Genomic DNA, 20,868 nt, shown 5'->3' with positions numbered 1-20,868 from the left:
GGGGCCGTCCCCTACCCGCCCTTCCTCCGTTCCCCGGGCTGCGCCCGGACCCCCCGGGGCTCCGCCCCGGAGCCCGCGCCTCACACGCCGGCGAGGCTGGACCGGCGCCGCAGGGCGGGATCCGCAAGGGCGGCCTACAGTGGCTGGTACCCGGTATGCGGTACCCCCCTGGAGTCGCGCCATGAGCGTCATCACCCAGCCCCTGGACCTGCTGCGGCAGCAGGATCCGCAGATGGCCGACGTCCTCGACGGGGAACACCGGCGCCAGGCGACCGGGCTGCAGCTGATCGCCGCCGAGAACTTCACCTCCGCCGCCGTGCTCACCGCACTGGGATCGGCGCTCGCCAACAAGTACGCCGAGGGGTACCCCGGCGCCCGCCACCACGGCGGCTGCGAGTACGCCGACCTTGCCGAGCAGATCGCCGTCGAGCGGGCCCGCGCCCTCTTCGGCACCGAGCACGCGAACGTGCAGCCGCACTCCGGATCCGCCGCCGTGCTCGCCGCGTACGCCGCGCTGCTGCGGCCCGGGGACACCGTGCTGGCCATGGCGCTCACCTCCGGGGGGCACCTCACCCACGGGTCGCCCGCCAACTTCTCCGGGCGCTGGTTCGACTTCGTCGGGTACGGAGTGGACGCCGAGACCGGGCTCATCGACTACGCCCAGGTGCAGCGTCTCGCGCACGAGCACCGGCCCAAGGCCATCGTGTGCGGGTCCATCTCCTACCCGAGGCACCCCGAGTACTCCGTGTTCCGGGAGATCGCCGACGAGGTCGGGGCCTTCCTGATCGCGGATGCCGCCCACCCCATCGGACTCGTGGCCGGCGGGGCCGCGCCCAGCCCCGTGCCCTACGCCGACATCGTCGTGGCCACCACCCACAAGGTGCTCCGGGGTCCGCGCGGCGGGATGATCCTGTGCGGGGCCGAGTTCGCGGAGCGGATCGACCGGGCGGTGTTCCCCTTCACCCAGGGCGGCCCGCAGATGCACACCATCGCCGCCAAGGCCGTGGCCTTCGGCGAGGCCGCCGGGCCCGCCTTCACCTCGTACGCGCACCGGGTGGTCGCCAACGGCCGCGCTCTCGCCGACGCGCTCGCCGCCCGCGGGTTCGCGATCACGACCGGGGGGACCGACACCCACCTGATCACCGCCGACCCCGCACCGCTGGGCCTCGACGGCGCGGGCGCCCGGGGCCGGCTGGCCGCCGCCGGGATCGTGCTGGACACCTGCGCCCTTCCCTACGGTGACCAGCGCGGGATCCGCCTCGGCACCGCGGCGGTGACCACGCAGGGCATGGGGGAGGAGGAGATGGGCCGGATCGCCGCGCTGTTCACGGCCGCGCTGGACGGCGGGGAGACGAAGGTCCGTAGGGACGTCAACGAATTGGTGATCAGTTTTCCGCCGTATGGGGTTTAAGCGGGGCAAGGACGACGTACCGCAACCGGGATACCGCCCCTGCGCGTCCACGACAGTGAGTACTTCGCAGCTAGTGTGTGGGGCTGAGATGGCCGGCGATACATCTGGGGCAGCCCGTGCGTGAATATCTGCTGACGCTTTGCGTCACGGTCGCGGTGACTTATCTACTCACCGGGCCCGTGCGGAAGTTCGCGATCGCCGTGGGCGCGATGCCCGAGATCCGCGCGCGCGACGTGCACCGGGAGCCCACTCCGCGGCTCGGCGGCATCGCGATGTTCGGCGGACTGTGCGCCGGCCTGCTCGTCGCGGACCACCTGAAGAACCTCAACGGGGTCTTCGAGCTGTCGAACGAGCCGCGGGCCCTGCTCTCCGGGGCGGCCCTGATCTGGCTGGTCGGTGTGCTCGACGACAAGTTCGAGCTCGACGCCCTGATCAAGCTCGGCGCACAGATGATCTCCGCCGGTGTGATGTGCATGCAGGGCCTGACCATCCTGTGGATCCCGGTCCCGGGGATCGGCTCGGTCTCGCTCACTCCCTGGCAGGGCAACCTGCTCACCGTGGCCCTCGTCGTGATCACCATCAACGCGGTGAACTTCGTGGACGGCCTCGACGGCCTGGCCGCCGGCATGGTCTGCATCGCGACCTGCGCGTTCTTCCTCTACGGATACCGGATCTGGTTCGGCTACGGGATCGAGGCGGCCGCACCCGCGACCCTCTTCGCCGCCATCCTGATGGGCATGTGCCTCGGCTTCCTGCCGCACAACATGCACCCCGCCCGGATCTTCATGGGCGACTCCGGCTCGATGCTCATCGGCCTGGTGCTGGCCGCCGCCGCCATCTCCATCACCGGACAGGTGGACCCGGACGCGATGGCCCTGTGGCTGGACGGCGAGCGCAACGCGACCCACGCGATGCTGCCGGTCTTCATCCCGCTGATCCTGCCGCTCACGATCATCGCGATCCCGATGACGGACCTGGTCCTCGCCATCGTGCGGCGCACCTGGAAGGGCCAGTCGCCCTTCGCCGCGGACCGCGGACACCTCCACCACCGGCTGCTGGAACTCGGGCATTCACACAGCCGGGCCGTGCTCATCATGTACTTCTGGTCAGGGTTGATCGCCTTCGGCACCGTGGCGTATTCGGTGCATTCCGCCTCGATGTGGATCGTGCTGGCGATCTCCGTGCTGAGCGCCGTGGGCCTGCTCCTGCTCCTGCTGCCCCGCTTCACCCCGCGGGCCCCGCAGTGGGCGGAGCGACTGGTCCCGCCGCGCTACCGGCACGCGGAACGGGCCGCCGAGGCAGCCCTCCAGGACGCCCCCGCGGCAGAGCCGGAGCCGGCCCGCCCGATTGCGGCAGGTGTGTCCGGCGTCAACGGGGCGACCGCCATCGGCCCCCGTTCGCGCTTCCCCGACCGGCGTAAGGCCGGATCCTCGCGCTGACGTCCCGGACGCATGTCGGACATGAACGCCCTTTACCAGACAAGACACTTGGCTGTCGCGCACACACGCGCAGGGTCACTCTCATGTGTGACAGTCCGCACACCCTCCGAGTAAAGCTCTCATCAAATACTTTGTGATACCGTTCACTAAACCCGGCGACAGAGCCGAAGGACCGTAGTGCGACGGTCCATTGGCCCGAGGTTCCCTCTCGGACCGGGCTTACGCTCGTCCAGTACGAGTCCCTGTGCCCCCACCACCACGCGGAGCAAACCGCCATGCGGTCAGATGACGTCCGATCCCTCCTGCAATCCGCCGTTCCCACGGCTGTCGCCGGCGCTCTCGCCGCCGTCATCAGTGGGATCGTCGCCGGTGGCAAGGGGGCCGTGGGCGCCGTCGTTGCGACGGCCGTGGTGATGCTGTTCATGGGCATCGGATTCCTCGTACTGCAGCGCACGGCGAAATCACTGCCGCACCTGTTCCAGGCCATGGGGCTCATGCTCTACACGGCCCAGATCCTGCTGCTCTTCGTCTTTCTCGCCGTGTTCAAGAACACGACACTGTTCCACCCCAAGGCCTTCGCCATCACGCTCGTCGTCGCCACCCTGGTGTGGATCGCCGCACAGGCGCGTGCTCATATGAAGGCCAAGATCCTCTACGTCGAACCTGACTCGATGAAGGGCGACAAGCCCGGAAATTCGGGCCAGAAGTCGTGAGGGGTAGGGGCGGAATAAGTGCGCGTTCGGGATGCTGCTATCGTCCGGTTTCAACTGCGGCATTGCGGGCGCGGGCATCTGAGCTGACGCCTGTTCCATCGCGAGGCTCGATGCCTGACTGTCGCCCCACCATCCGTAATACCTGTCCAGTGCCGAACCGCGGCTGCACGCCGCGCCGACACAACGAGGTTGCCGTACCTATGCGCCACGCTGAAGGAGCCCTGCGGTGAGTGCTGCTGACATGACGCTCGCCTTCGAATTGAACTGTCATTTCGAAGACGGCACTGGCTGCGGCTTCCCGGGCCCGACCCTGTACTCGTTCCTGTTCGAGCCGATCTTCGGTGACGGCGACAGCAACCTGTACTTCAACAAGACGATGCTGCTCGCCCTGCTGGGCTCGGTCATCATCGTCGGCTTCTTCTGGGCCGCGTTCCGGAAGCCGAAGGTCGTCCCGGGCAAGCTGCAGATGGTCGCCGAAGCGGGCTACGACTTCGTACGCCGCGGCATCGTCTACGAGACGCTCGGTAAGAAGGAAGGCGAGAAGTACGTCCCCTTCATGGTCGCGACGTTCTTCTTCGTCTGGATCATGAACCTGTGGTCGATCGTGCCGCTCGCCCAGTTCCCGGTGACCGCCGTCATCGCGTACCCGGCCGGCCTCGCCCTCATCATTTACGTGATGTGGATGTCGGTGACCTTCAAGCGCCACGGTTTCGTGGGCGGCTTCAAGAACCTGACCGGCTACGACAAGTCGCTCGGCCCGGTTCTGCCGCTGGTCATGGTGATCGAGTTCTTCTCGAACGTCCTGGTCCGCCCGTTCACGCACGCGGTCCGACTCTTCGCGAACATGTTCGCGGGTCACACCCTGCTGCTGCTGTTCACCATCGCCAGCTGGTACCTGCTGAACGGGATCGGCATCGCTTACGCGGGCGTCTCGTTCGTCATGGTCATCGTGATGACCGCATTCGAACTCTTCATCCAGGCTGTCCAGGCGTACGTCTTCGTCCTCCTGGCCTGCAGCTTCCTGCAGGGCGCGCTCGCCGAACACCACTGAGCCACAGCCCGCTCCTGCAATCCCCCCGAATCGTCCGGTGGCCAACCCCCACCGGTCCATGAAAGAGAAGGAAGAACTGGCATGTCCCAGATCCTCGCTGCCGCCGACGGCGTCACCGGCTCCCTCAGCTCTGTCGGCTACGGCCTCGCCGCCATCGGCCCCGGCGTCGGCGTCGGCATCATCTTCGGTAACGGCACGCAGGCTCTCGCCCGTCAGCCCGAGGCTGCCGGTCTGATCCGCGCCAACCAGATCCTCGGCTTCGCCTTCTGTGAGGCGCTCGCCCTCATCGGTCTGGTCATGCCGTTCGTCTACAGCTGACGAACCGCATCCACTAGTCCGATTAGACGAAAGGCACTGATGTGAACCTCCTGGTTCTCGCGTCCGAGGAGCCGAACAGCCCCCTCGTTCCGCCGATCCCCGAGCTCGTCATCGGTCTGATCGCCTTCGTCATCGTCCTCGGTTTCCTCGCGAAGAAGCTCCTCCCGAACATCAACAAGGTTCTGGACGAGCGCCGCGAGGCCATCGAAGGCGGTATCGAAAAGGCTGAGGCCGCTCAGACCGAGGCTCAGAGCGTTCTGGAGCAGTACAAGGCCCAGCTCGCCGAAGCCCGGCACGAGGCCGCTCGACTGCGCCAGGATGCTCTGGAGCAGGGCACTGCGCTGAAGGAAGAACTTCGCGCAGAGGGCCAGCGGCAGCGTGAGGAGATCATCGCTGCCGGTCACGCCCAGATCGCGGCTGACCGCAAGGCCGCCTCTTCCGCCCTCCGTCAGGACGTCGGCAAGCTGGCGACCGACCTGGCCGGAAAGCTTGTCGGCGAGTCCCTCGAGGACCACGCCCGGCAGAGCCGCACGATCGACCGTTTCCTCAGCGAGCTTGAGGAGAAGGCCGAGGCCGCCCGATGAACGGAGCGAGCCGCGACGCGCTGGCCACCGCCCGCGAGCGTCTCGACGCGCTGACGGACAACACGTCCGTCGACGCGGCGAAGCTCGCCGGCGAGCTGGCGGCCGTCACCGCGCTGCTCGACCGTGAGGTCTCGCTGCGTCGGGTCATCACGGACCCGGCGCAGTCCGGCGAGGCCAAGGCCGAGCTGGCCGGCCGTCTGCTCGGCGGCCAGGTGGGCGGGGAAACCCTCGACCTGGTGTCCGGCATGGTCCGGTCCCGCTGGTCGCAGTCCCGCGACCTGGTGGACTCGCTCGAGGTCCTGGCGGCCACCGCCGACCTCACGGCGGCCCAGCGCAGCGGAGGCCTCGACGACGTCGAGGACGAGCTGTTCCGGTTCGGCCGGATCGTCACCTCGAACACCGAGCTGCGCGCAGCACTGACCGACCGGTCGGCCACCGCCGCCGCCAAGAGCCAGCTGCTGCGCAGCCTGCTCGGCGGCAAGGCGAACGCCGTCACCGAGCGGCTGGTCACGCGTCTCGTCACGCACCCGCGTGGACGTAGCCTGGAAGCGGGCCTCGAGTCCCTTTCGAAGGTCGCCGCCGAGCGTCGTGGCCGCATGGTCGCCACCGTGACCACCGCGGTTCCGCTCAGCGACGTCCAGAAGCAGCGTCTCGGCGCGGTGCTGGCCAAGCTGTACGGCCGCCCGATGCACCTGAACCTCGACGTGGACCCGACGGTCCTCGGCGGGATCTCGGTGCGGGTCGGCGACGAGGTCATCGACGGCACCATCGCGGACCGCATCGCCGAGGCGTCGCGCCGCATGGCCGGCTGACCAGCCACAAATTAGTACGAAGCATTCCTAGCGGCCCGGTTGGGCCGTGCAGAACTTGCAGAAGATTCCTGGGGGTCGCCCCCAGACCCCAAAGAAGCTTCAGGCCCAACAAGGAGAGCAGGGAACCCAGATGGCGGAGCTCACGATCCGGCCGGAGGAGATCCGGGACGCACTGGAGAACTTTGTCCAGTCGTACCAGCCGGACGCGGCCTCGCGCGAGGAGGTCGGAACGGTCAGCGTTGCCGGCGACGGCATCGCGAAGGTGGAGGGCCTGCCCTCCGCCATGGCGAACGAACTGCTGAAGTTCGAGGACGGAACCCTCGGTCTCGCCCTGAACCTCGACGAGCGCGAGATCGGTGCGGTCGTCCTCGGCGAGTTCAGCGGTATCGAGGAGGGCCAGCCGGTGCAGCGCACCGGTGAGGTGCTCTCCGTCGGCGTCGGCGAGGGTTACCTCGGCCGCGTTGTCGACCCGCTCGGCAACCCGATCGACGGCCTCGGCGAGATCGCGACCGAAGGCCGCCGCGCCCTCGAGCTGCAGGCCCCCGGCGTCATGGTCCGCAAGTCGGTCCACGAGCCGATGCAGACCGGCTACAAGGCCATCGACGCCATGGTGCCGGTCGGCCGTGGTCAGCGTCAGCTGATCATCGGTGACCGTCAGACCGGCAAGACCGCTCTTGCCGTCGACACGATCATCAACCAGCGCGACAACTGGCGCTCTGGCGACGTGAACAAGCAGGTTCGCTGCATCTACGTCGCCATCGGCCAGAAGGGCTCGACCATCGCGTCCGTTCGCGGCGCCCTGGAAGACGCCGGTGCGCTCGAGTACACGACGATCGTCGCCGCCCCGGCGTCCGACCCGGCCGGCTTCAAGTACCTGGCGCCGTACACCGGTTCGGCCATCGGCCAGCACTGGATGTACGCCGGCAAGCACGTCCTGATCATCTTCGACGACCTGTCGAAGCAGGCCGACGCCTACCGCGCCGTGTCGCTGCTGCTGCGCCGTCCGCCGGGCCGCGAGGCCTACCCGGGCGACGTCTTCTACTTGCACTCCCGTCTGCTGGAGCGCTGCGCGAAGCTCTCCGACGACATGGGTGCCGGTTCGATGACCGGTCTGCCGATCGTCGAGACCAAGGCGAACGACGTGTCGGCGTTCATCCCGACCAACGTCATCTCCATCACCGACGGCCAGTGCTTCCTTGAGTCCGACCTGTTCAACGCGGGCCAGCGCCCGGCGCTGAACGTCGGTATCTCGGTCTCCCGCGTCGGTGGCTCGGCCCAGCACAAGGCCATGAAGCAGGTTTCCGGCCGTCTGCGCCTGGACCTCGCCCAGTACCGCGAGCTGGAGGCGTTCGCCGCCTTCGGTTCCGACCTGGACGCCGCTTCGAAGGCCTCGCTGGAGCGCGGCAAGCGTCTGGTGGAGCTGCTGAAGCAGGGCCAGTACCAGCCGATGCCCGTCGAGGAGCAGGTCATCTCCGTCTGGGCCGGCACCACCGGCAAGATGGACGAGGTCCCGGTCAACGACATCCGTCGCTTCGAGTCGGAGCTGCTGGAGCACCTGCGCGTCTCGCGCAAGGACCTCCTCACCTCCATCGCGGACGGCGGCAAGATGTCGGACGACACCCTCGGCTCCATCGCTGACGCCATCGCTGACTTCAAGCGCGGGTTCGAGACCTCGGACGGCAAGCTCCTGGGCGAGGACGCGCCGGCCGTCAACGTCTCCAAGTGACGACGGAAGGAAGCTGACTCATGGGAGCGCAGCTCCGGGTCTACAAGCGTCGTATCCGTGCCGTCACGGCGACCAAGAAGATCACCAAGGCGATGGAAATGATCGCCGCCTCGCGCATCGTCAAGGCGCAGCGCAAGGTGGCGGCATCGATGCCGTACGCGACCGAGCTCACCCGTGCGGTGACCGCGGTGGCGACCGGTTCGAACACCAAGCACGCCCTGACGACCGAGGTCGAGGCACCGGTGCGTGCCGCGGTCCTGCTCATCACGAGCGACCGCGGTCTGGCCGGCGGCTACTCCTCGAACGCCATCAAGCAGGCGGAGCGGCTCACCGAGCGGCTGCGCGGCGAGGGCAAGGAGGTCGACACGTACATCGTCGGCCGTAAGGGTGTCGCCTACTACGGCTTCCGCGAGCGCAAGGTCGCGGAGTCGTGGACCGGCTTCACCGACAGCCCGGCCTACGCCGACGCCAAGCGCGTCGCGGCGCCGCTGATCGAGGCCATCCAGACGGTTACGGCCGAGGGTGGCGTCGACGAGCTGCACATCGTCTACACGGAATTCGTGTCGATGATGACGCAGAACGCGGTGGACGGCCGGATGCTGCCGCTCAGCCTCGACAAGGTCGAAGAGGAGACCGGCGCGAAGGGCGAGATCCTTCCGCTGTTCGACTTCGAGCCGTCGGCGGAGGACGTCCTCGACGCCCTTCTGCCGCGCTACGTCGAGAGCCGCATCTACAACGCACTGCTGCAGTCGGCCGCTTCCGAGCACGCCGCCCGCCGCCGCGCGATGAAGTCGGCTACCGACAACGCCGGGGATCTCATCAAGAGCCTTTCCCGGCTTGCCAACGCGGCCCGCCAGGCCGAAATCACCCAGGAAATCAGCGAGATCGTCGGTGGCGCCAGCGCCATGGCAGACGCGACCGCGGGGAGTGACAAGTAATGACGACCATTGAGACGGCCGCCGCCACGGGCCGCGTTGCCCGGGTCATCGGCCCGGTCGTCGACGTGGAGTTCCCCGTCGACGCCATGCCCGAGATCTACAACGCCCTCAAGGTCGAGGTCGCAGACCCGGCCGAGGACGGCAAGCTCAAGACGCTGACCCTCGAGGTCGCGCAGCACCTGGGTGACGGCCTCGTCCGTACCATCTCGATGCAGCCGACCGACGGTCTGGTTCGCCAGGCCACGGTGGTCAACACGGGCGAGGGCATCACCGTCCCCGTCGGTGACTTCACCAAGGGCAAGGTCTTCAACACCCTGGGTGAGGTGCTGAACTACCCGGAGGAGAACGCCAACGTCACCGAGCGCTGGCCGATCCACCGCAAGGCGCCCCGCTTCGACGAGCTCGAGTCGAAGACCGAGATGTTCGAGACCGGCGTCAAGGTCATCGACCTTCTCACCCCGTACGTCAAGGGTGGAAAGATCGGTCTGTTCGGTGGTGCCGGTGTCGGCAAGACCGTTCTGATCCAGGAAATGATCTACCGCGTGGCCAACAACCACGATGGTGTGTCGGTCTTCGCGGGCGTCGGTGAGCGTACCCGTGAGGGCAACGACCTCATCGAGGAAATGGCCGAGTCCGGCGTCATCGACAAGACGGCGCTTGTCTTCGGTCAGATGGACGAGCCCCCGGGCACCCGTCTTCGCGTCGCGCTTGCCGGTCTGACCATGGCGGAGTACTTCCGCGATGTGCAGAAGCAGGACGTGCTCTTCTTCATCGACAACATCTTCCGTTACACCCAGGCCGGTTCGGAGGTGTCGACCCTTCTGGGCCGCATGCCGTCCGCCGTGGGTTACCAGCCGAACCTGGCTGACGAGATGGGTCTGCTGCAGGAGCGCATCACCTCGACCCGCGGTCACTCGATCACCTCGATGCAGGCGATCTACGTCCCCGCGGACGACCTGACCGACCCGGCGCCGGCCACCACCTTCGCCCACCTCGACGCGACGACGGTTCTTTCCCGTCCGATCTCCGAGAAGGGCATCTACCCGGCCGTGGACCCGCTGGACTCGACGTCCCGCATCCTCGACCCGCGGTACATCGCGGCGGACCACTACGCCACGGCGATGCGCGTCAAGGGGATCCTGCAGAAGTACAAGGACCTCCAGGACATCATCGCGATCCTCGGTATCGACGAGCTGGGCGAGGAGGACAAGCTCGTTGTCCACCGTGCCCGTCGCGTCGAGCGCTTCCTGTCGCAGAACACGCACGTCGCCAAGCAGTTCACCGGCGTCGACGGTTCGGACGTTCCGCTCGACGAGTCGATCGTGGCCTTCAACGCGATCTGCGACGGAGACTACGACCACTTCCCCGAGCAGGCGTTCTTCCTGTGCGGTGGCATCGAGGACCTCAAGGCCAACGCCAAGGAGCTGGGCGTCTCCTGAGGCCGCGCTCATCCGTGAGCACAGCTGATTGACGGAGAGGGGCGGGTGTGTCCCGTCCCTCTCCTCACGCCCATTAGAATTTGACCCAACACCCGGCCATCCCGCCGGGTGGTGACCCGAGGAGCCACCATGGCTGCTGAGCTGCACGTCGAGCTGGTCGCGGCGGACCGGAATGTCTGGTCCGGCGAGGCCACCCTGGTTGTCGCCCGCACCACGTCCGGCGACATCGGCGTCATGCCCGGTCACCAGCCGCTTCTCGGTGTGCTGGAATCGGGCCCGGTGACCATCCGTACCGTCGGGGGCAACACTGTTGTCGCCGCGGTGCACGGCGGATTCATCTCGTTCGCGGACAACAAGTTGTCGCTGCTGGCCGAGATCGCCGAGCTTGCCGACGAGATCGACGTCGAGCGGGCGGAGCGGGCACTGGAGCGCGCGAAGGCGGAGACCGATTCGGTCTCCGAGCGTCGCGCCGATGTCCGGCTGCGCGCGGTTTCGGGGCGCTGAGTCCCGGTACTGGTAAGAGTTTCGAACCTCAGCCGCGGCCTGCTCCGGAATTTTCCGGACCGGGTCGCGGCTGAGGCAATGCAGGTCCCCCAGACTCCGTCTGGTAGGAACGCTGTCGTGCGGGTTATTCGATGAGCGAGGAGGTCGGTGAAAGATGCTCCTCGCTCTGCTTGTGAGCGGCCTGGTCGTAGCCCTGGTGGTGATCGGGCTGTTTGTGTTCGGACTGCGCCGCAGGCTGATCCAGCGCTCCGGCGGCACCTTCGACTGCAGCATGCGCTGGGGCGTGTCCGAGGAACCCGACGTCTCCGGCAAGGGCTGGGTGTACGGGGTCGCGCGCTACAGCGGTGACCGCATCGACTGGTTCCGTGTCTTCAGCTACTCCCCGCGGCCGCGCCGGCTGCTGGAGCGGTCCTCCATCGAGGTCATCGCCCGCCGTGCGCCGGAGGGCGAGGAGGAGCTGGCCCTTCTCTCCGACGCCGTCGTACTGTGCTGCGCGCACCGCGGCACCCGCCTGGAACTGGCGATGAGCGATGACGCGCTGACCGGTTTCCTCGCCTGGCTGGAGGCGGCTCCGCCCGGGCAACGGGTGAACGTCGCCTGAGGGCCGGTGCCGCCGGACGGAGTCCGGCGCAGCGCCGCGAAGCCGGGGAGGCCCGCCAGGGCCGAGCCGCGCGAGCGGCGCGTGAAGATGGAGAAGCCGGGGAGACGGGGGCGGACCCGTCTCCCCGGCTTCGTCTTTCACCGGGCCGAGCTGTCAGGGGTTACGAGAGGCCGGCGTGGACCGCGCTGGCCAGTTCGCCGTTGGCGGTGTCGCCGCTGAACTCCCAGTAGAAGGCTCCCTTGAGGCCCTGCTGCTTCGTCCAGGCCATCTTCGAGGCGATGGTGGCGGGGGTGTCGTAGCTCCACCAGTTGCTGCCGCACTTGGCGTAGGCCGTGCCGGCGATGGTGCCGGTCGAGGGGCAGGAGCCCTTGAGGACCTTGTAGTCCTCGATGCCCTGCTCGTAGGTGCCCGGGGCCGGGCCGGTCGCGGTGCCGCCGGGCGTGGCCTGGGTCACGCCGGTCCAGCCGCGGCCGTAGAAGCCGATGCCGAGGTTGAGCTTGGAGCCGGCGATGCCCTTGCCCTTGAGCTTGGTGATGGCCGCCTCGGAGTTGAAGCCGGCGATCGGGATGCCGGTGTACGAGGTGAGCGGGGAGTGCGGGGCCGTCGGGCCCTGGGCCGCCCACGCGCCGAAGAAGTCGTACGTCATGACGTTGTAGAAGTCGACGTACTGGGCGGCGCCCGCGTAGTCGGCGAGGTCGAGCTTGCCGCCGTTGGAGCCGTCGGCGGAGATGGCGGCGGTGACCAGGTTGGTGGTGCCGAACTTCGTGCGCAGTGCGGAGAGGACGTTCTTCAGGGAGGCGGCCCCGCTGGTGTCGCAGGACAGGCCGCAGGCGTTCGGGTACTCCCAGTCGATGTCGATGCCGTCGAAGACGTCGGCCCAGCGCGGGTCCTCGACCAGGTCGTAGCAGGACTGGGCGAAGGCGGCCGGGTTGGCCGCGGCCTGGCCGAAGCCGCCGGACCAGGTCCAGCCGCCGAAGGAGTAGAGGACCTTGATGTTCGGGTACTTCTTCTTCAGCTGGCGCAGCTGGTTGAAGTTGCCGGCCACGGGCTGGTCCCAGGTGTCGGCGACGCCCGAGACGCTGGAGGAGGCGTCGTAGGTCTTCTGGTAGTCGGCGTAGGCGTCACCGATCGTGCACTTGCCGCCCTGGACGTTGCCGAAGGCGTAGTTGATGTGCGTGATCTTCGCGGCGCTGCCGGAGGTGACCAGGTTCTTCACGTGGTAGTTGCGCTGGTAGACGCCCCAGTTCGTGAAGTAGCCGAGCTTGACGGGGCCGCCCACCGGCGGGGGATCGACGACTCCGCCGGTGGTGGTCACCGAGAGGGCGCCGGAGGAGGGGCCGGTCTGGTCGATGGTGTCGCGGGCGGTGACCGTGTAGCTGTAGGTGGTGCCCTTGGTCAGGCCCGAGTCGGTGTACGAGGGGGTGGTGACGGTGGCGATCTTGGCGCCGCCGCGGAAGACGTCGTAGTTCTTGACGCCCTTGTCGTCGGTGGCCGCGGCCCAGCCGAGGGTCAGCCCGGTGTCGGTGACGCCGCTGGCCGTGGGGGTGCCGGGGGCGCTGGGCGGGTTGTCGGTGGGGTTGGTGCCGCCGTCGCAGCTGCCGCCGTTGATCTTGCAGCCGCTGGGGGCGCCGGAGCCCGTGCCGTTGAAGCCGAAGCTGACGGTGGCGCCCGGGGAGAGGGTGCCGTTCCAGCCGACGTTCTTGCCGGTCCAGTGGGTGCCGGAGCTGGTGACGGTGGCGTCCCAGGCCGAGGTGACGGCGGTGCCGGCCGGGTAGTCCCACTCCACGGTCCAGCTGCTGAGGGTGGTCGTGCCGGTGTTCTTCACCGTCCACTTGCCCTCGAAGCCGGAGCCCCAGTCGGAGACCTTGGTGTACGTCGCGGTGGCCGAGGCGGCCGCCTCGGCGGGGCCGGCGATGGCCACCAGTCCGGCGAGGGGCAGGGTGAGTACGGCCAGTGCGGCCGCGACTCTTCGAAACAGCGGTGCGCGTCGTGGGGGTGCTGTGCTCAAGGGTGCTCCTCCGAGGTCCGCAGCGGCCGTGGGGACGGCCGCTGCATGGGGGTGGGACCTGCGCCGCCCGTGAGCGTGCCCGTATGACGTCTTGTCATGGCACGCTCACCACAGTTGTGCGTGAGAGTAGAAAGGTCTGGACCAACCGTCAAGAGGTCCAGACCTCCCGTAGCGCCCCCGGAGGGATTTCCGGCCGGATCCGGCTAGAGCCCCAACTCCTGTGCCAGCACTGCCGCTTGGACCCGGCTGCGCAGCTCCAGCTTGGCCAGCACCCGGCTGACGTGGGTCTTCGCCGTCGCGTCCGCCATCTCCAGGCGCACGGCGATCTCCGCGTTCGACAGCCCCTCGCCCAGGCACCCCAGGACCTCCCGCTCGCGCGGGGTCAGCGATTCCACCGTCGCCGGCACGGGGACGCGTACGGGCCGCGGATCCGCGAACTCGGCGATCAGCCGCCGGGTCACCGCCGGGGCGATCAGGCCCTCCCCGCGCGCGACGGTCCGTACCGCCGTGATCAGCTCCGCCGCGTCCGCGTCCTTCAGCAGGAAGCCCGAGGCGCCCGCGCGCAGCGCGCCGAAGACGTACTCGTCCAGGTCGAAGGTGGTGAGCACGAGGACGTCGGCCAGAGCCTCCGCGACCACCAGACGGGTCGCCGACACCCCGTCCAGGCGCGGCATCTGCACGTCCATGAGCACCAGGTCGGGCCGCAGCTCGCGGGCCAGGCGCACGGCCTCCTCCCCGTCCGCGGCCTCGCCCACCACCTCGATGTCGCCGGCGCTGCGCAGGATCAGGACCAGCCCGGCCCGTACCGCGCTCTGGTCCTCCGCCACCACGACCCTGATCGTCACGTCCGTACCGCCTCTTCTTCCACGGGCAGCGTCGCCCGGACCCGCCAGACCGCGTCCGCGCGGCCCGCTTCGAATGCCCCGCCGAGCAGTTCCGTCCGCTCGCGCATGCCGATCAGGCCGGCTCCGGAGCCGGGCGCGCGGGGGCCGGGGCGTTCCCCGTAGGGGGAGTCGACGGCGACGTGCAGCGCGCCGCCCCCGCCCCGGCCGGCCCCCGCGCCCGCGGGGCGGTCGCGGGCCAGCCGGACGGTGACGGTGCCCGGGGCGGCGTGCTTGAGGGCGTTGGTCAGCGACTCCTGGACGATCCGGTACGCCGCCAGTTCCACCGGGGCGGGCAGCGGTTCGCGGGCGCCCCCGGTGGGCGCCGCCTCCCCGGGCCGGTCGTCGAGGAGCACGAAGTCCAGCCCGCTCGCGGCCCCGTTCGTACGGGCCTGCTCCAGCAGGGCGTCCAGCCCGTCCAGCGAGGGCGTGGCGACGGCCTCCTGGCCGGCGCCGACGTCCCGCAGCAGTCCGATCAGGCGGCGCATCTCGGCCAGTCCCTGGACGCTGTTCTCCCGGATCACCCCGAGCGCCTCGCGGCTGGTGGCGGGGGAGTCGATGGACAGCGCGGCGGTGGAGTGGATGGCGATGGCGGAGAGGTGGTTGGCCACCATGTCGTGCAGTTCGCGGGCCATCCGGGCCCGCTCGGCGACGACCGCCTGCGCCCGGTCCATCTCGGCCAGCAGCGCGGTCTGCTCGGCGCGCAGCCGGGCGGCCACGGCGGCCTCGCGGTGGTTGCGCAGGGTGGCTCCGGTCAGCGCCGGGCCGAAGCTCACGATGCCGGTGACCACGCCGATCAGCAGCGCTTGCGGGGTGCGCAGCCAGGCCACGGCGGCGATGGAGACGGCGACGGTGATCAGGCCGGTCGTCACCGGGAGGCGGCGGGCCATGGCCGGTTTGCCGTAGACGACGGCCGCGTACATCAGGTCGGTGAAGATCAGGACGGTGGCCAGGTTCCCCACGGTGAACTGGTCGGCGACCAGCCCCGCGGTGCCGACCGCCAGGGTCACCCGGGGCATGCTCCGGCGCAGCAGCTCCATCGCGCCGAGGGTGAGGAGCGGGACCAGGGCCGCCCAGGCCGGGAGCAGGTCCCGGGTGGGGGAGCTGTGCACCCCGAGCGACCACAGGAGCAGGCCGGCGGCCACGCTGAACGCGGCGAGCAGGACGTCGTCTCGGTGCGGCGGCGGGATCTTGAGGGTCACGGACCCATCCAACAGGGTGCGGCGGGGGCGGGCGTCGCCATCACGGCCGAGCCCGCGTACATCGAAGGATGCAGGTCGGCCCCCGTGGCATTCGTCATCGGCGACGAGGAAACGGTGCGAACCGGGCGGGAAGCTGGAGGCATCCCCCACCACAGGAACGGAGAGTCCCGTGCTCGTCACCCTGATCATCGCCTGTGAAGTCGGCTTCTGGGTCCTGCTGACCGGCGGCCTGGCCCTGCGCTACCTCGCGAAGATGCCGAAGGCCGGCGCGGCCGTCCTGCTGTGCGAGCCGCTCCTGGAGCTGGTGCTGCTGGTCGCCACCGCGGTGGACCTGCGCGGCGGCGCCGAGCCGGACTGGAAGCACGGACTCGCCGCGCTGTACCTCGGCTACACCGTCGCCTACGGGCACTACACCGTGCGCTGGCTCGACGGCCACGCCGCGCACCGGCTGGCCGGGGGCCCGAAGCCGGCCGGCGCCGGCTACGGCGCGGCGCGGGCCGTCCACGAGTGGAAGCTGTTCGCGCGGACCGTCCTCGCGGCGGCCGTCGCGGCCGGACTGCTCCAGGCCGCGATCTGGTACGTCGGCGGTTCGGGCGACACCACGGTGCTGCACGGATGGCAGCTCACGGCCCTGCGGGTGGTGGGCATCCACGCCCTGATCGCCGTCACCTACACGGTGTGGCCGAAGCGGGCTCCCGCGAAGGCGCTCTCCACGGCGGACCGTTCCTAGGCGAGCCGTCCACGACCTACCGGTCGCCGCCCGGGACCCACAGGACGTCGCCGACCTCCTTGTTGGCCGTGCGGGCCAGGATGAACAGGAGGTCGGAGAGGCGGTTGAGGTAGGTGGCCGTCAGCGGGTTCATGACCTCGCCGTGTGCCTCCAGGGCCGCCCACGTGGAGCGCTCGGCGCGCCGGACCACCGTGCAGGCCTGGTGCAGGAGGGCCGCGCCGGGGGTGCCGCCGGGGAGGATGAAGCTGCGGAGCTTCTCCAGCTCGCCGTTGAAGAGGTCGCAGTCGGCCTCCAGCTTGTCCACGTAGAACTGCTCGACGCGCAGCGGCGGGTACTCGGGGTTCGGGACGACCGGGGTGCAGAGGTCGGCGCCCACGTCGAACAGGTCGTTCTGCACACGGACCAGGACCTTCACGACATCGGCGGGCAGCGAGCCGAGCGCGATGGCCGTCCCGATGGCCGCGTTGGCCTCGTTGGCGTCGGCGTACGCCGAGATGCGCAGATCGGTCTTGGCCGTGCGGCTCATGTCGCCCAGTGCGGTCGTGCCCTTGTCGCCGGTGCGGGTGTAGATGCGCGTGAGGTTCACCATGCCGCCACCCTAGTGCGGACCAACTGGGGCCCCCTGTCGCACTGCTGGGCCGTCCCGGTGTGATGTCCGTCATCTGAGACGTGACGCGTGTTACTTCGCGGTCACTGGGCCCCTCGCGGACGCTAGTCTCCGCCGGAGAACGAACGAGGCTGTGCCGTATCCGAGGCCGTGTCCTATTCAAAGAACTTGGGGTGTGCAGTGGCTGGGAAGCTCGCCGTGATCGGCGCCGGACTGATGGGCTCCGGAATCGCGCAGGTCTCCGCTCAGGCGGGTTGGGACGTCGTGCTGCGCGATGTGACCGATGCCGCCCTGACGCGCGGTACCGACGGGATCAAGGCCTCGTACGACAGGTTCGTCTCCAAGGGCAAGCTGACGGCCGAGGACGCCGAGGCGGCCCTGGCCCGCATCACCACGACCACCGAGCTCGAAGCGGTCGCCGACGCCGACATCGTCGTCGAGGCCGTCTTCGAGAAGCTGGAGGTCAAGCACGAGATCTTCCGCGCGCTCGACAAGCTGGTGCGCGAGGACGCGATCCTGGCCTCCAACACCTCCGCCATCCCGATCACCAAGATCGCGGCCGTGACGGAGCGTCCGGAGCGGGTCGTCGGCGCGCACTTCTTCTCGCCGGTCCCGATGATGCAGCTGTGCGAGCTCGTGCGCGGCTACAAGACGAGCGACGAAACCCTCGCCACCACCCGGGCGTTCGCCGAGTCGGTCGGCAAGACCTGCATCGTCGTCAACCGCGACGTCGCCGGATTCGTGACGACCCGTCTCATTTCGGCACTGGTCGTCGAAGCGGCGAAACTGTACGAATCGGGCGTCGCCTCGGCCGAGGACATCGACATCGCCTGCAAGCTCGGCTTCGGGCACGCGATGGGCCCGCTGGCCACCGCGGACCTCACCGGCGTCGACATCCTGCTGCACGCCACCAGCAACATCTACACGGAGTCCCAGGACGAGAAGTTCGCGCCGCCGGAGCTGATGCGCCGCATGGTGGACGCGGGCGACATCGGCCGCAAGAGCGGTCAGGGCTTCTACAAGCACTGAGCACCAGTTCGAATGCCTGCACCCCACAGGGTGAATTAGGTATCGGTTCGCTCACGGTCGGCAACTTCCCTGCCCCTGAGGCAGTCAGTTGCAGTGAGAGTTGCCGACCACGGACCAGTCGGACCATACGCAATCAGTACCGCGCTGCCGGGAGTACACATGCACATCAGGGGCGACCACGCCGAACTCGCTGTCGGGGGTCGCCTCGACGTGCGCAGCGCGGCGGACGCCCGTACGGTCCTGCACACCGCGCTGGACGACGGTCACGGCGACCTCGTGCTGGACCTCACCGGGCTCGACTCCTGGGACGCGACGGGCCTCGGCGTGATCATGGGCGCCCACCGCCGGGCCGGCCGGACCGGCCGCCGGCTCGTCCTGCGCGGGGTCCCGCCACAGATGCAGCGGCTGCTCGTGGCCACCCGGCTGCACCGGATCCTCGCGATCGAGGGCGGGCTCGAAGCGGAGTCGCTGCCGCGCGCGTGACGCCCTTGCGCGGTCCACGTGCGCGCGGCCTGCCCTGCGGAGCCTGCTTTACGAGGTCTGCGCAAACGTAACGGTCCGGTGGTGAAGGCACCCCTGCGGTTCCCGCCCCGGCGGGCACGGTCTAGGGTTCGGGCGGAAACCGGACCAGTAGCGACAGCGGCGTGAGCGAAGGCCGGGCGGGACGACGGCGCACGGCGCACGGCGCGATCGGGGGACTTGGTCATGGACCGGAGCAGCACACAGGGGCAGGCCGATCCGGCGGAGCAGCCGGCGCGGGTGGTGACGCTGACGTCCGGCGACCTCACCCTCACCGTGAACCCCGTCGACGGCAGCGAGATCGTCCGCACGCACCGCCCCGGCGGCGAGGTCGCCCCCGCCCCGGTCAAGCGCACCCCCGCCGCCCGCGCCTCCGCGGCGGCCGCCGCACGGCCCCCCGTGCCGCCGGGCGCCCCGGCCGGCGCGCGGCGCCTGCTGGGCCGCGAGGAGGAACGCGAACGCCTCGTACGCCTGCTCACGCGCGGCCGCTCCGTACGGCTGACCGGGCCGCCCGGATCCGGGCGCACGGCGCTGCTCGACGCGGTCGCCGACGCCTGCGCCGACCTCGCCCCCGACGGGGTCGTACGGCTCTGCGGGCACGGACACCAGCAGCCCGGCGAGCTGCTCCAGGCGCTGTACGCCACCGTGTACGAGGCTCCGGCCGAACGCCCCGACCGGGCCGGACTCCTCGCCCGCGTGGCGGAGATAGGCGCCGTCGTCCTCGTCGACGACCTCGAGATGGGCGGCACCGCCCTCGACGAACTGCTGCGGGCCACGCCGGAGTGCGCGTACCTGCTGACCGCCACCCCCGACACCCGGGCCCCCTCCGACGACTCGCACCTCGAAGAGGTCTTCCTCGGCGGGCTGGCCCGCGCCGACTGCGTGGCCCTGCTCGAAGCGGGCACCGGACGGGCGCTGACGGACGAGGAAACGGCCTGGGCCGGGGACCTGAGCTTCGCCTCCGAAGGGCAGCCGCTGCGCTTCGTACAGGCGGCCGCGCTCCTGCGCCAGCGCGACGAGCTCAACCGGACCGGCACCTTCGACGAGTACGACGATGACGAGGAACCCGGCGTCTTCGAGGAGAAGCCGCGCGACACCGTCTTCGTGCCGCTGCCGACGCTGGCCGAGGGCGCCGCTCCGGCGGAGCTGCTCGCCTCGCGGGTCAGCGAGTCCGCGCGGGCCGCGCTGCGGATCGCCTGCGCGCTCGGCGGGGAGCTGCCGCACCACACGCACCTGCCCGCGCTGGTCGGCGACACGCACGCCGACACGGCCGTCGCCGAACTGCTCGACTGCGGGCTGCTGAGCCCCGTCGGGACGCGCCACCGGCTGGCCGCGGGGGTCGCGCGACAGCTGGAGGAGATCGGCTACGGGGACACCGCGGCCGAGGAAGCCCGTACGGCCGCCCGCCACTACGCCTGGTGGACCGGGCACGCCTCGGTCAGCCCCGCGCGGGTCGCGGCGGAGGCCGACGCGGTGCTCGCGGCGCTGGCCGGGGCCGATGTGGTGGCCGCGGTGCTGCTCGCGCGGACGGCGGCGCCGGCGTTCGCGGCCTCGCTGCACTGGGAGGCCTGGGAGCGGGTGCTGCGCGCGGGCGCGGAGGCCGCGCGGAAGGCCGGCGAGGTCGCGGAGCAGGCGTACTTCCACCACGAGCTGGGCGTACTGGCCCTGTGCGAGGGCCGGCTCGACCGGGCGCGGGCCGAACTGGAGGCCTCGATCGGGCTGCGCGGCGCGCTGGCCGACAAGCGGGGCACCGTCGCGGGACGGCGCGCGCTGGCCCTGGTCACCGACCGCGAGGCGGCGGAGGTCCAGGTGTCGCCGCCGCTGCGACTGGCTCCGCCGGAGGCGTCTGCGGCCGGGGGCGGGGGCGGGACCGGGGGAGCGGTGAAGCCGGCCGGGCCGGGTCAGCCGGGGGCACCGGGTGATCCGGGTGTGCTGCCGGTTCGGGGTCTGCCGGGGCTGCCGCCGGGGGCGGGGGCTCCGCTGCTTCCCGGGGCTGCCGGTGCCGCGCCGGTTCCCGGGCTTGCCGGGCTTGCTGCTCTTCCGGGGTCTCCCGGGCTTCCGGGGGCTGCCGGGGCTCCGCTTGCTCCGGGAGCCCCCGGTGCTCCCGCTGTTGCCGCGGGCGCGGGAACCACGCCGTTTCCCAAGGTTCGCCAGACACCGGGCGTTCCCGGTGCCGCAGTGACTTCGTTGGCTGCGGGTGCTGCGGGTGCTGCGGGTGCTGCGGGTGCTGCGGGTGCTGCGGGTGCTGCGGGTGCTGCGGGTGCTGCGGGTGCTGCGGGTGCTGCGGGTGCTGCGGGTGCTGCGGGTGCTGCGGGAACTGCGCCGTTTCCCACGGTCCGCCAGACACCGGGCGTTC

19 protein-coding genes and 1 pseudogene are annotated in these 20,868 nt (G+C 69.9%); 16 read left to right on the top strand and 4 right to left on the bottom strand.

All coding sequences use genetic code 11. The annotated features are described in order from the left end of the window. Positions 1-181 precede the first annotated feature (181 nt). From glyA to OHA37_RS11845, 12 genes are all read left to right on the top strand, one after another. The gene (gene glyA / locus OHA37_RS11900) at positions 182-1,411 is read left to right on the top strand and encodes a serine hydroxymethyltransferase (protein ID WP_266904433.1); all 1,230 of its coding nucleotides are present in this window, start codon (positions 182-184) and stop codon (positions 1,409-1,411) included. Positions 1,412-1,515: 104 nt separating this feature from the next. Beyond that, on the top strand, positions 1,516-2,850 hold the full coding sequence (locus OHA37_RS11895; RefSeq protein WP_266912705.1) for an MraY family glycosyltransferase: 1,335 nt from the start codon (positions 1,516-1,518) through the stop codon (positions 2,848-2,850). 275 nt (positions 2,851-3,125) lie between these two features. Then, a complete protein-coding gene (locus OHA37_RS11890) occupies positions 3,126-3,563 on the top strand; it encodes a hypothetical protein (protein ID WP_266904431.1) in 438 nt (145 codons plus the stop codon). 241 nt (positions 3,564-3,804) lie between these two features. Then, a complete protein-coding gene (gene atpB, locus OHA37_RS11885) occupies positions 3,805-4,614 on the top strand; it encodes a F0F1 ATP synthase subunit A (RefSeq protein WP_266912703.1) in 810 nt (269 codons plus the stop codon). A gap of 81 nt (positions 4,615-4,695) precedes the next feature. Beyond that, a complete protein-coding gene (locus tag OHA37_RS11880; protein ID WP_030153776.1) occupies positions 4,696-4,932 on the top strand; it encodes an ATP synthase subunit C in 237 nt (78 codons plus the stop codon). Positions 4,933-4,973: 41 nt separating this feature from the next. Further along, a complete protein-coding gene (locus OHA37_RS11875; protein WP_266904429.1) occupies positions 4,974-5,516 on the top strand; it encodes a F0F1 ATP synthase subunit B in 543 nt (180 codons plus the stop codon). Continuing rightward, complete coding sequence (locus OHA37_RS11870; protein ID WP_266904427.1) at positions 5,513-6,328, top strand: F0F1 ATP synthase subunit delta; 816 nt, start codon at positions 5,513-5,515, stop codon at positions 6,326-6,328. Before OHA37_RS11875 ends, OHA37_RS11870 begins: the two co-directional genes overlap by 4 nt. Before the next feature lie 130 nt (positions 6,329-6,458). Then, positions 6,459-8,054 (top strand): F0F1 ATP synthase subunit alpha, encoded by a 1,596-nt coding sequence (atpA, locus tag OHA37_RS11865; protein WP_266904425.1) that lies wholly within the window; start codon positions 6,459-6,461, stop codon positions 8,052-8,054. Between the two features lie 20 nt (positions 8,055-8,074). Next, on the top strand, positions 8,075-8,992 hold the full coding sequence (locus OHA37_RS11860) for a F0F1 ATP synthase subunit gamma (RefSeq protein WP_266904423.1): 918 nt from the start codon (positions 8,075-8,077) through the stop codon (positions 8,990-8,992). After that, positions 8,992-10,431 (top strand): F0F1 ATP synthase subunit beta, encoded by a 1,440-nt coding sequence (gene atpD, locus OHA37_RS11855; protein ID WP_266881151.1) that lies wholly within the window; start codon positions 8,992-8,994, stop codon positions 10,429-10,431. Before OHA37_RS11860 ends, atpD begins: the two co-directional genes overlap by 1 nt. 129 nt (positions 10,432-10,560) lie before the next feature. Further along, positions 10,561-10,935: a F0F1 ATP synthase subunit epsilon gene (locus OHA37_RS11850; RefSeq protein WP_243336233.1), complete on the top strand. Its 375-nt coding sequence runs from the start codon at positions 10,561-10,563 to the stop codon at positions 10,933-10,935. A 154-nt stretch (positions 10,936-11,089) separates the two neighbouring features. Continuing rightward, positions 11,090-11,536 (top strand): DUF2550 domain-containing protein, encoded by a 447-nt coding sequence (locus OHA37_RS11845; protein WP_266904420.1) that lies wholly within the window; start codon positions 11,090-11,092, stop codon positions 11,534-11,536. Between the two features lie 160 nt (positions 11,537-11,696). On the opposite strand, the gene OHA37_RS11840 is transcribed toward OHA37_RS11845, so the two are convergent. The 3 genes from OHA37_RS11840 to OHA37_RS11830 all read right to left on the bottom strand — a co-directional run bounded on the left by OHA37_RS11840 (position 11,697) and on the right by OHA37_RS11830 (position 15,639). Next, complete coding sequence (locus tag OHA37_RS11840) at positions 11,697-13,514, bottom strand: glycosyl hydrolase family 18 protein (RefSeq protein ID WP_443046297.1); 1,818 nt, start codon at positions 13,512-13,514, stop codon at positions 11,697-11,699. Between the two features lie 233 nt (positions 13,515-13,747). Then, the gene (locus OHA37_RS11835; protein ID WP_266904418.1) at positions 13,748-14,389 is read right to left on the bottom strand and encodes a response regulator; all 642 of its coding nucleotides are present in this window, start codon (positions 14,387-14,389) and stop codon (positions 13,748-13,750) included. Beyond that, positions 14,386-15,639, bottom strand: coding sequence for a sensor histidine kinase (locus OHA37_RS11830; RefSeq protein ID WP_266904416.1), 1,254 nt, complete (start codon positions 15,637-15,639; stop codon positions 14,386-14,388). Before OHA37_RS11830 ends, OHA37_RS11835 begins: the two co-directional genes overlap by 4 nt. 157 nt (positions 15,640-15,796) lie before the next feature. On the opposite strand from OHA37_RS11830, the gene OHA37_RS11825 reads away from it, so the two are divergent. Further along, the gene (locus tag OHA37_RS11825; protein ID WP_266904414.1) at positions 15,797-16,357 is read left to right on the top strand and encodes a hypothetical protein; all 561 of its coding nucleotides are present in this window, start codon (positions 15,797-15,799) and stop codon (positions 16,355-16,357) included. 16 nt (positions 16,358-16,373) lie between these two features. On the opposite strand, the gene OHA37_RS11820 is transcribed toward OHA37_RS11825, so the two are convergent. Further along, entirely contained in the window at positions 16,374-16,946 is a 573-nt protein-coding gene (locus OHA37_RS11820; RefSeq protein WP_266904412.1) for a cob(I)yrinic acid a,c-diamide adenosyltransferase, read from the bottom strand. A gap of 198 nt (positions 16,947-17,144) precedes the next feature. On the opposite strand from OHA37_RS11820, the gene OHA37_RS11815 reads away from it, so the two are divergent. The 3 genes and pseudogenes from OHA37_RS11815 to OHA37_RS40780 all read left to right on the top strand — a co-directional run. After that, positions 17,145-17,993 (top strand): 3-hydroxyacyl-CoA dehydrogenase family protein, encoded by an 849-nt coding sequence (locus OHA37_RS11815; RefSeq protein WP_250744745.1) that lies wholly within the window; start codon positions 17,145-17,147, stop codon positions 17,991-17,993. 159 nt (positions 17,994-18,152) lie between these two features. Then, positions 18,153-18,476: an STAS domain-containing protein gene (locus OHA37_RS11810; protein WP_243336243.1), complete on the top strand. Its 324-nt coding sequence runs from the start codon at positions 18,153-18,155 to the stop codon at positions 18,474-18,476. A gap of 222 nt (positions 18,477-18,698) precedes the next feature. Beyond that, positions 18,699-20,519, top strand: a pseudogene (locus OHA37_RS40780) (ATP-binding protein); the annotation flags it as partial. Positions 20,520-20,868: the final 349 nt, after the last annotated feature.

The organism is Streptomyces sp. NBC_00335, assembly GCF_036127095.1.
Taxonomy (GTDB): Bacteria; Actinomycetota; Actinomycetes; order Streptomycetales; family Streptomycetaceae; genus Streptomyces.
This window is presented reverse-complemented; position numbering and strand designations above follow the sequence as displayed.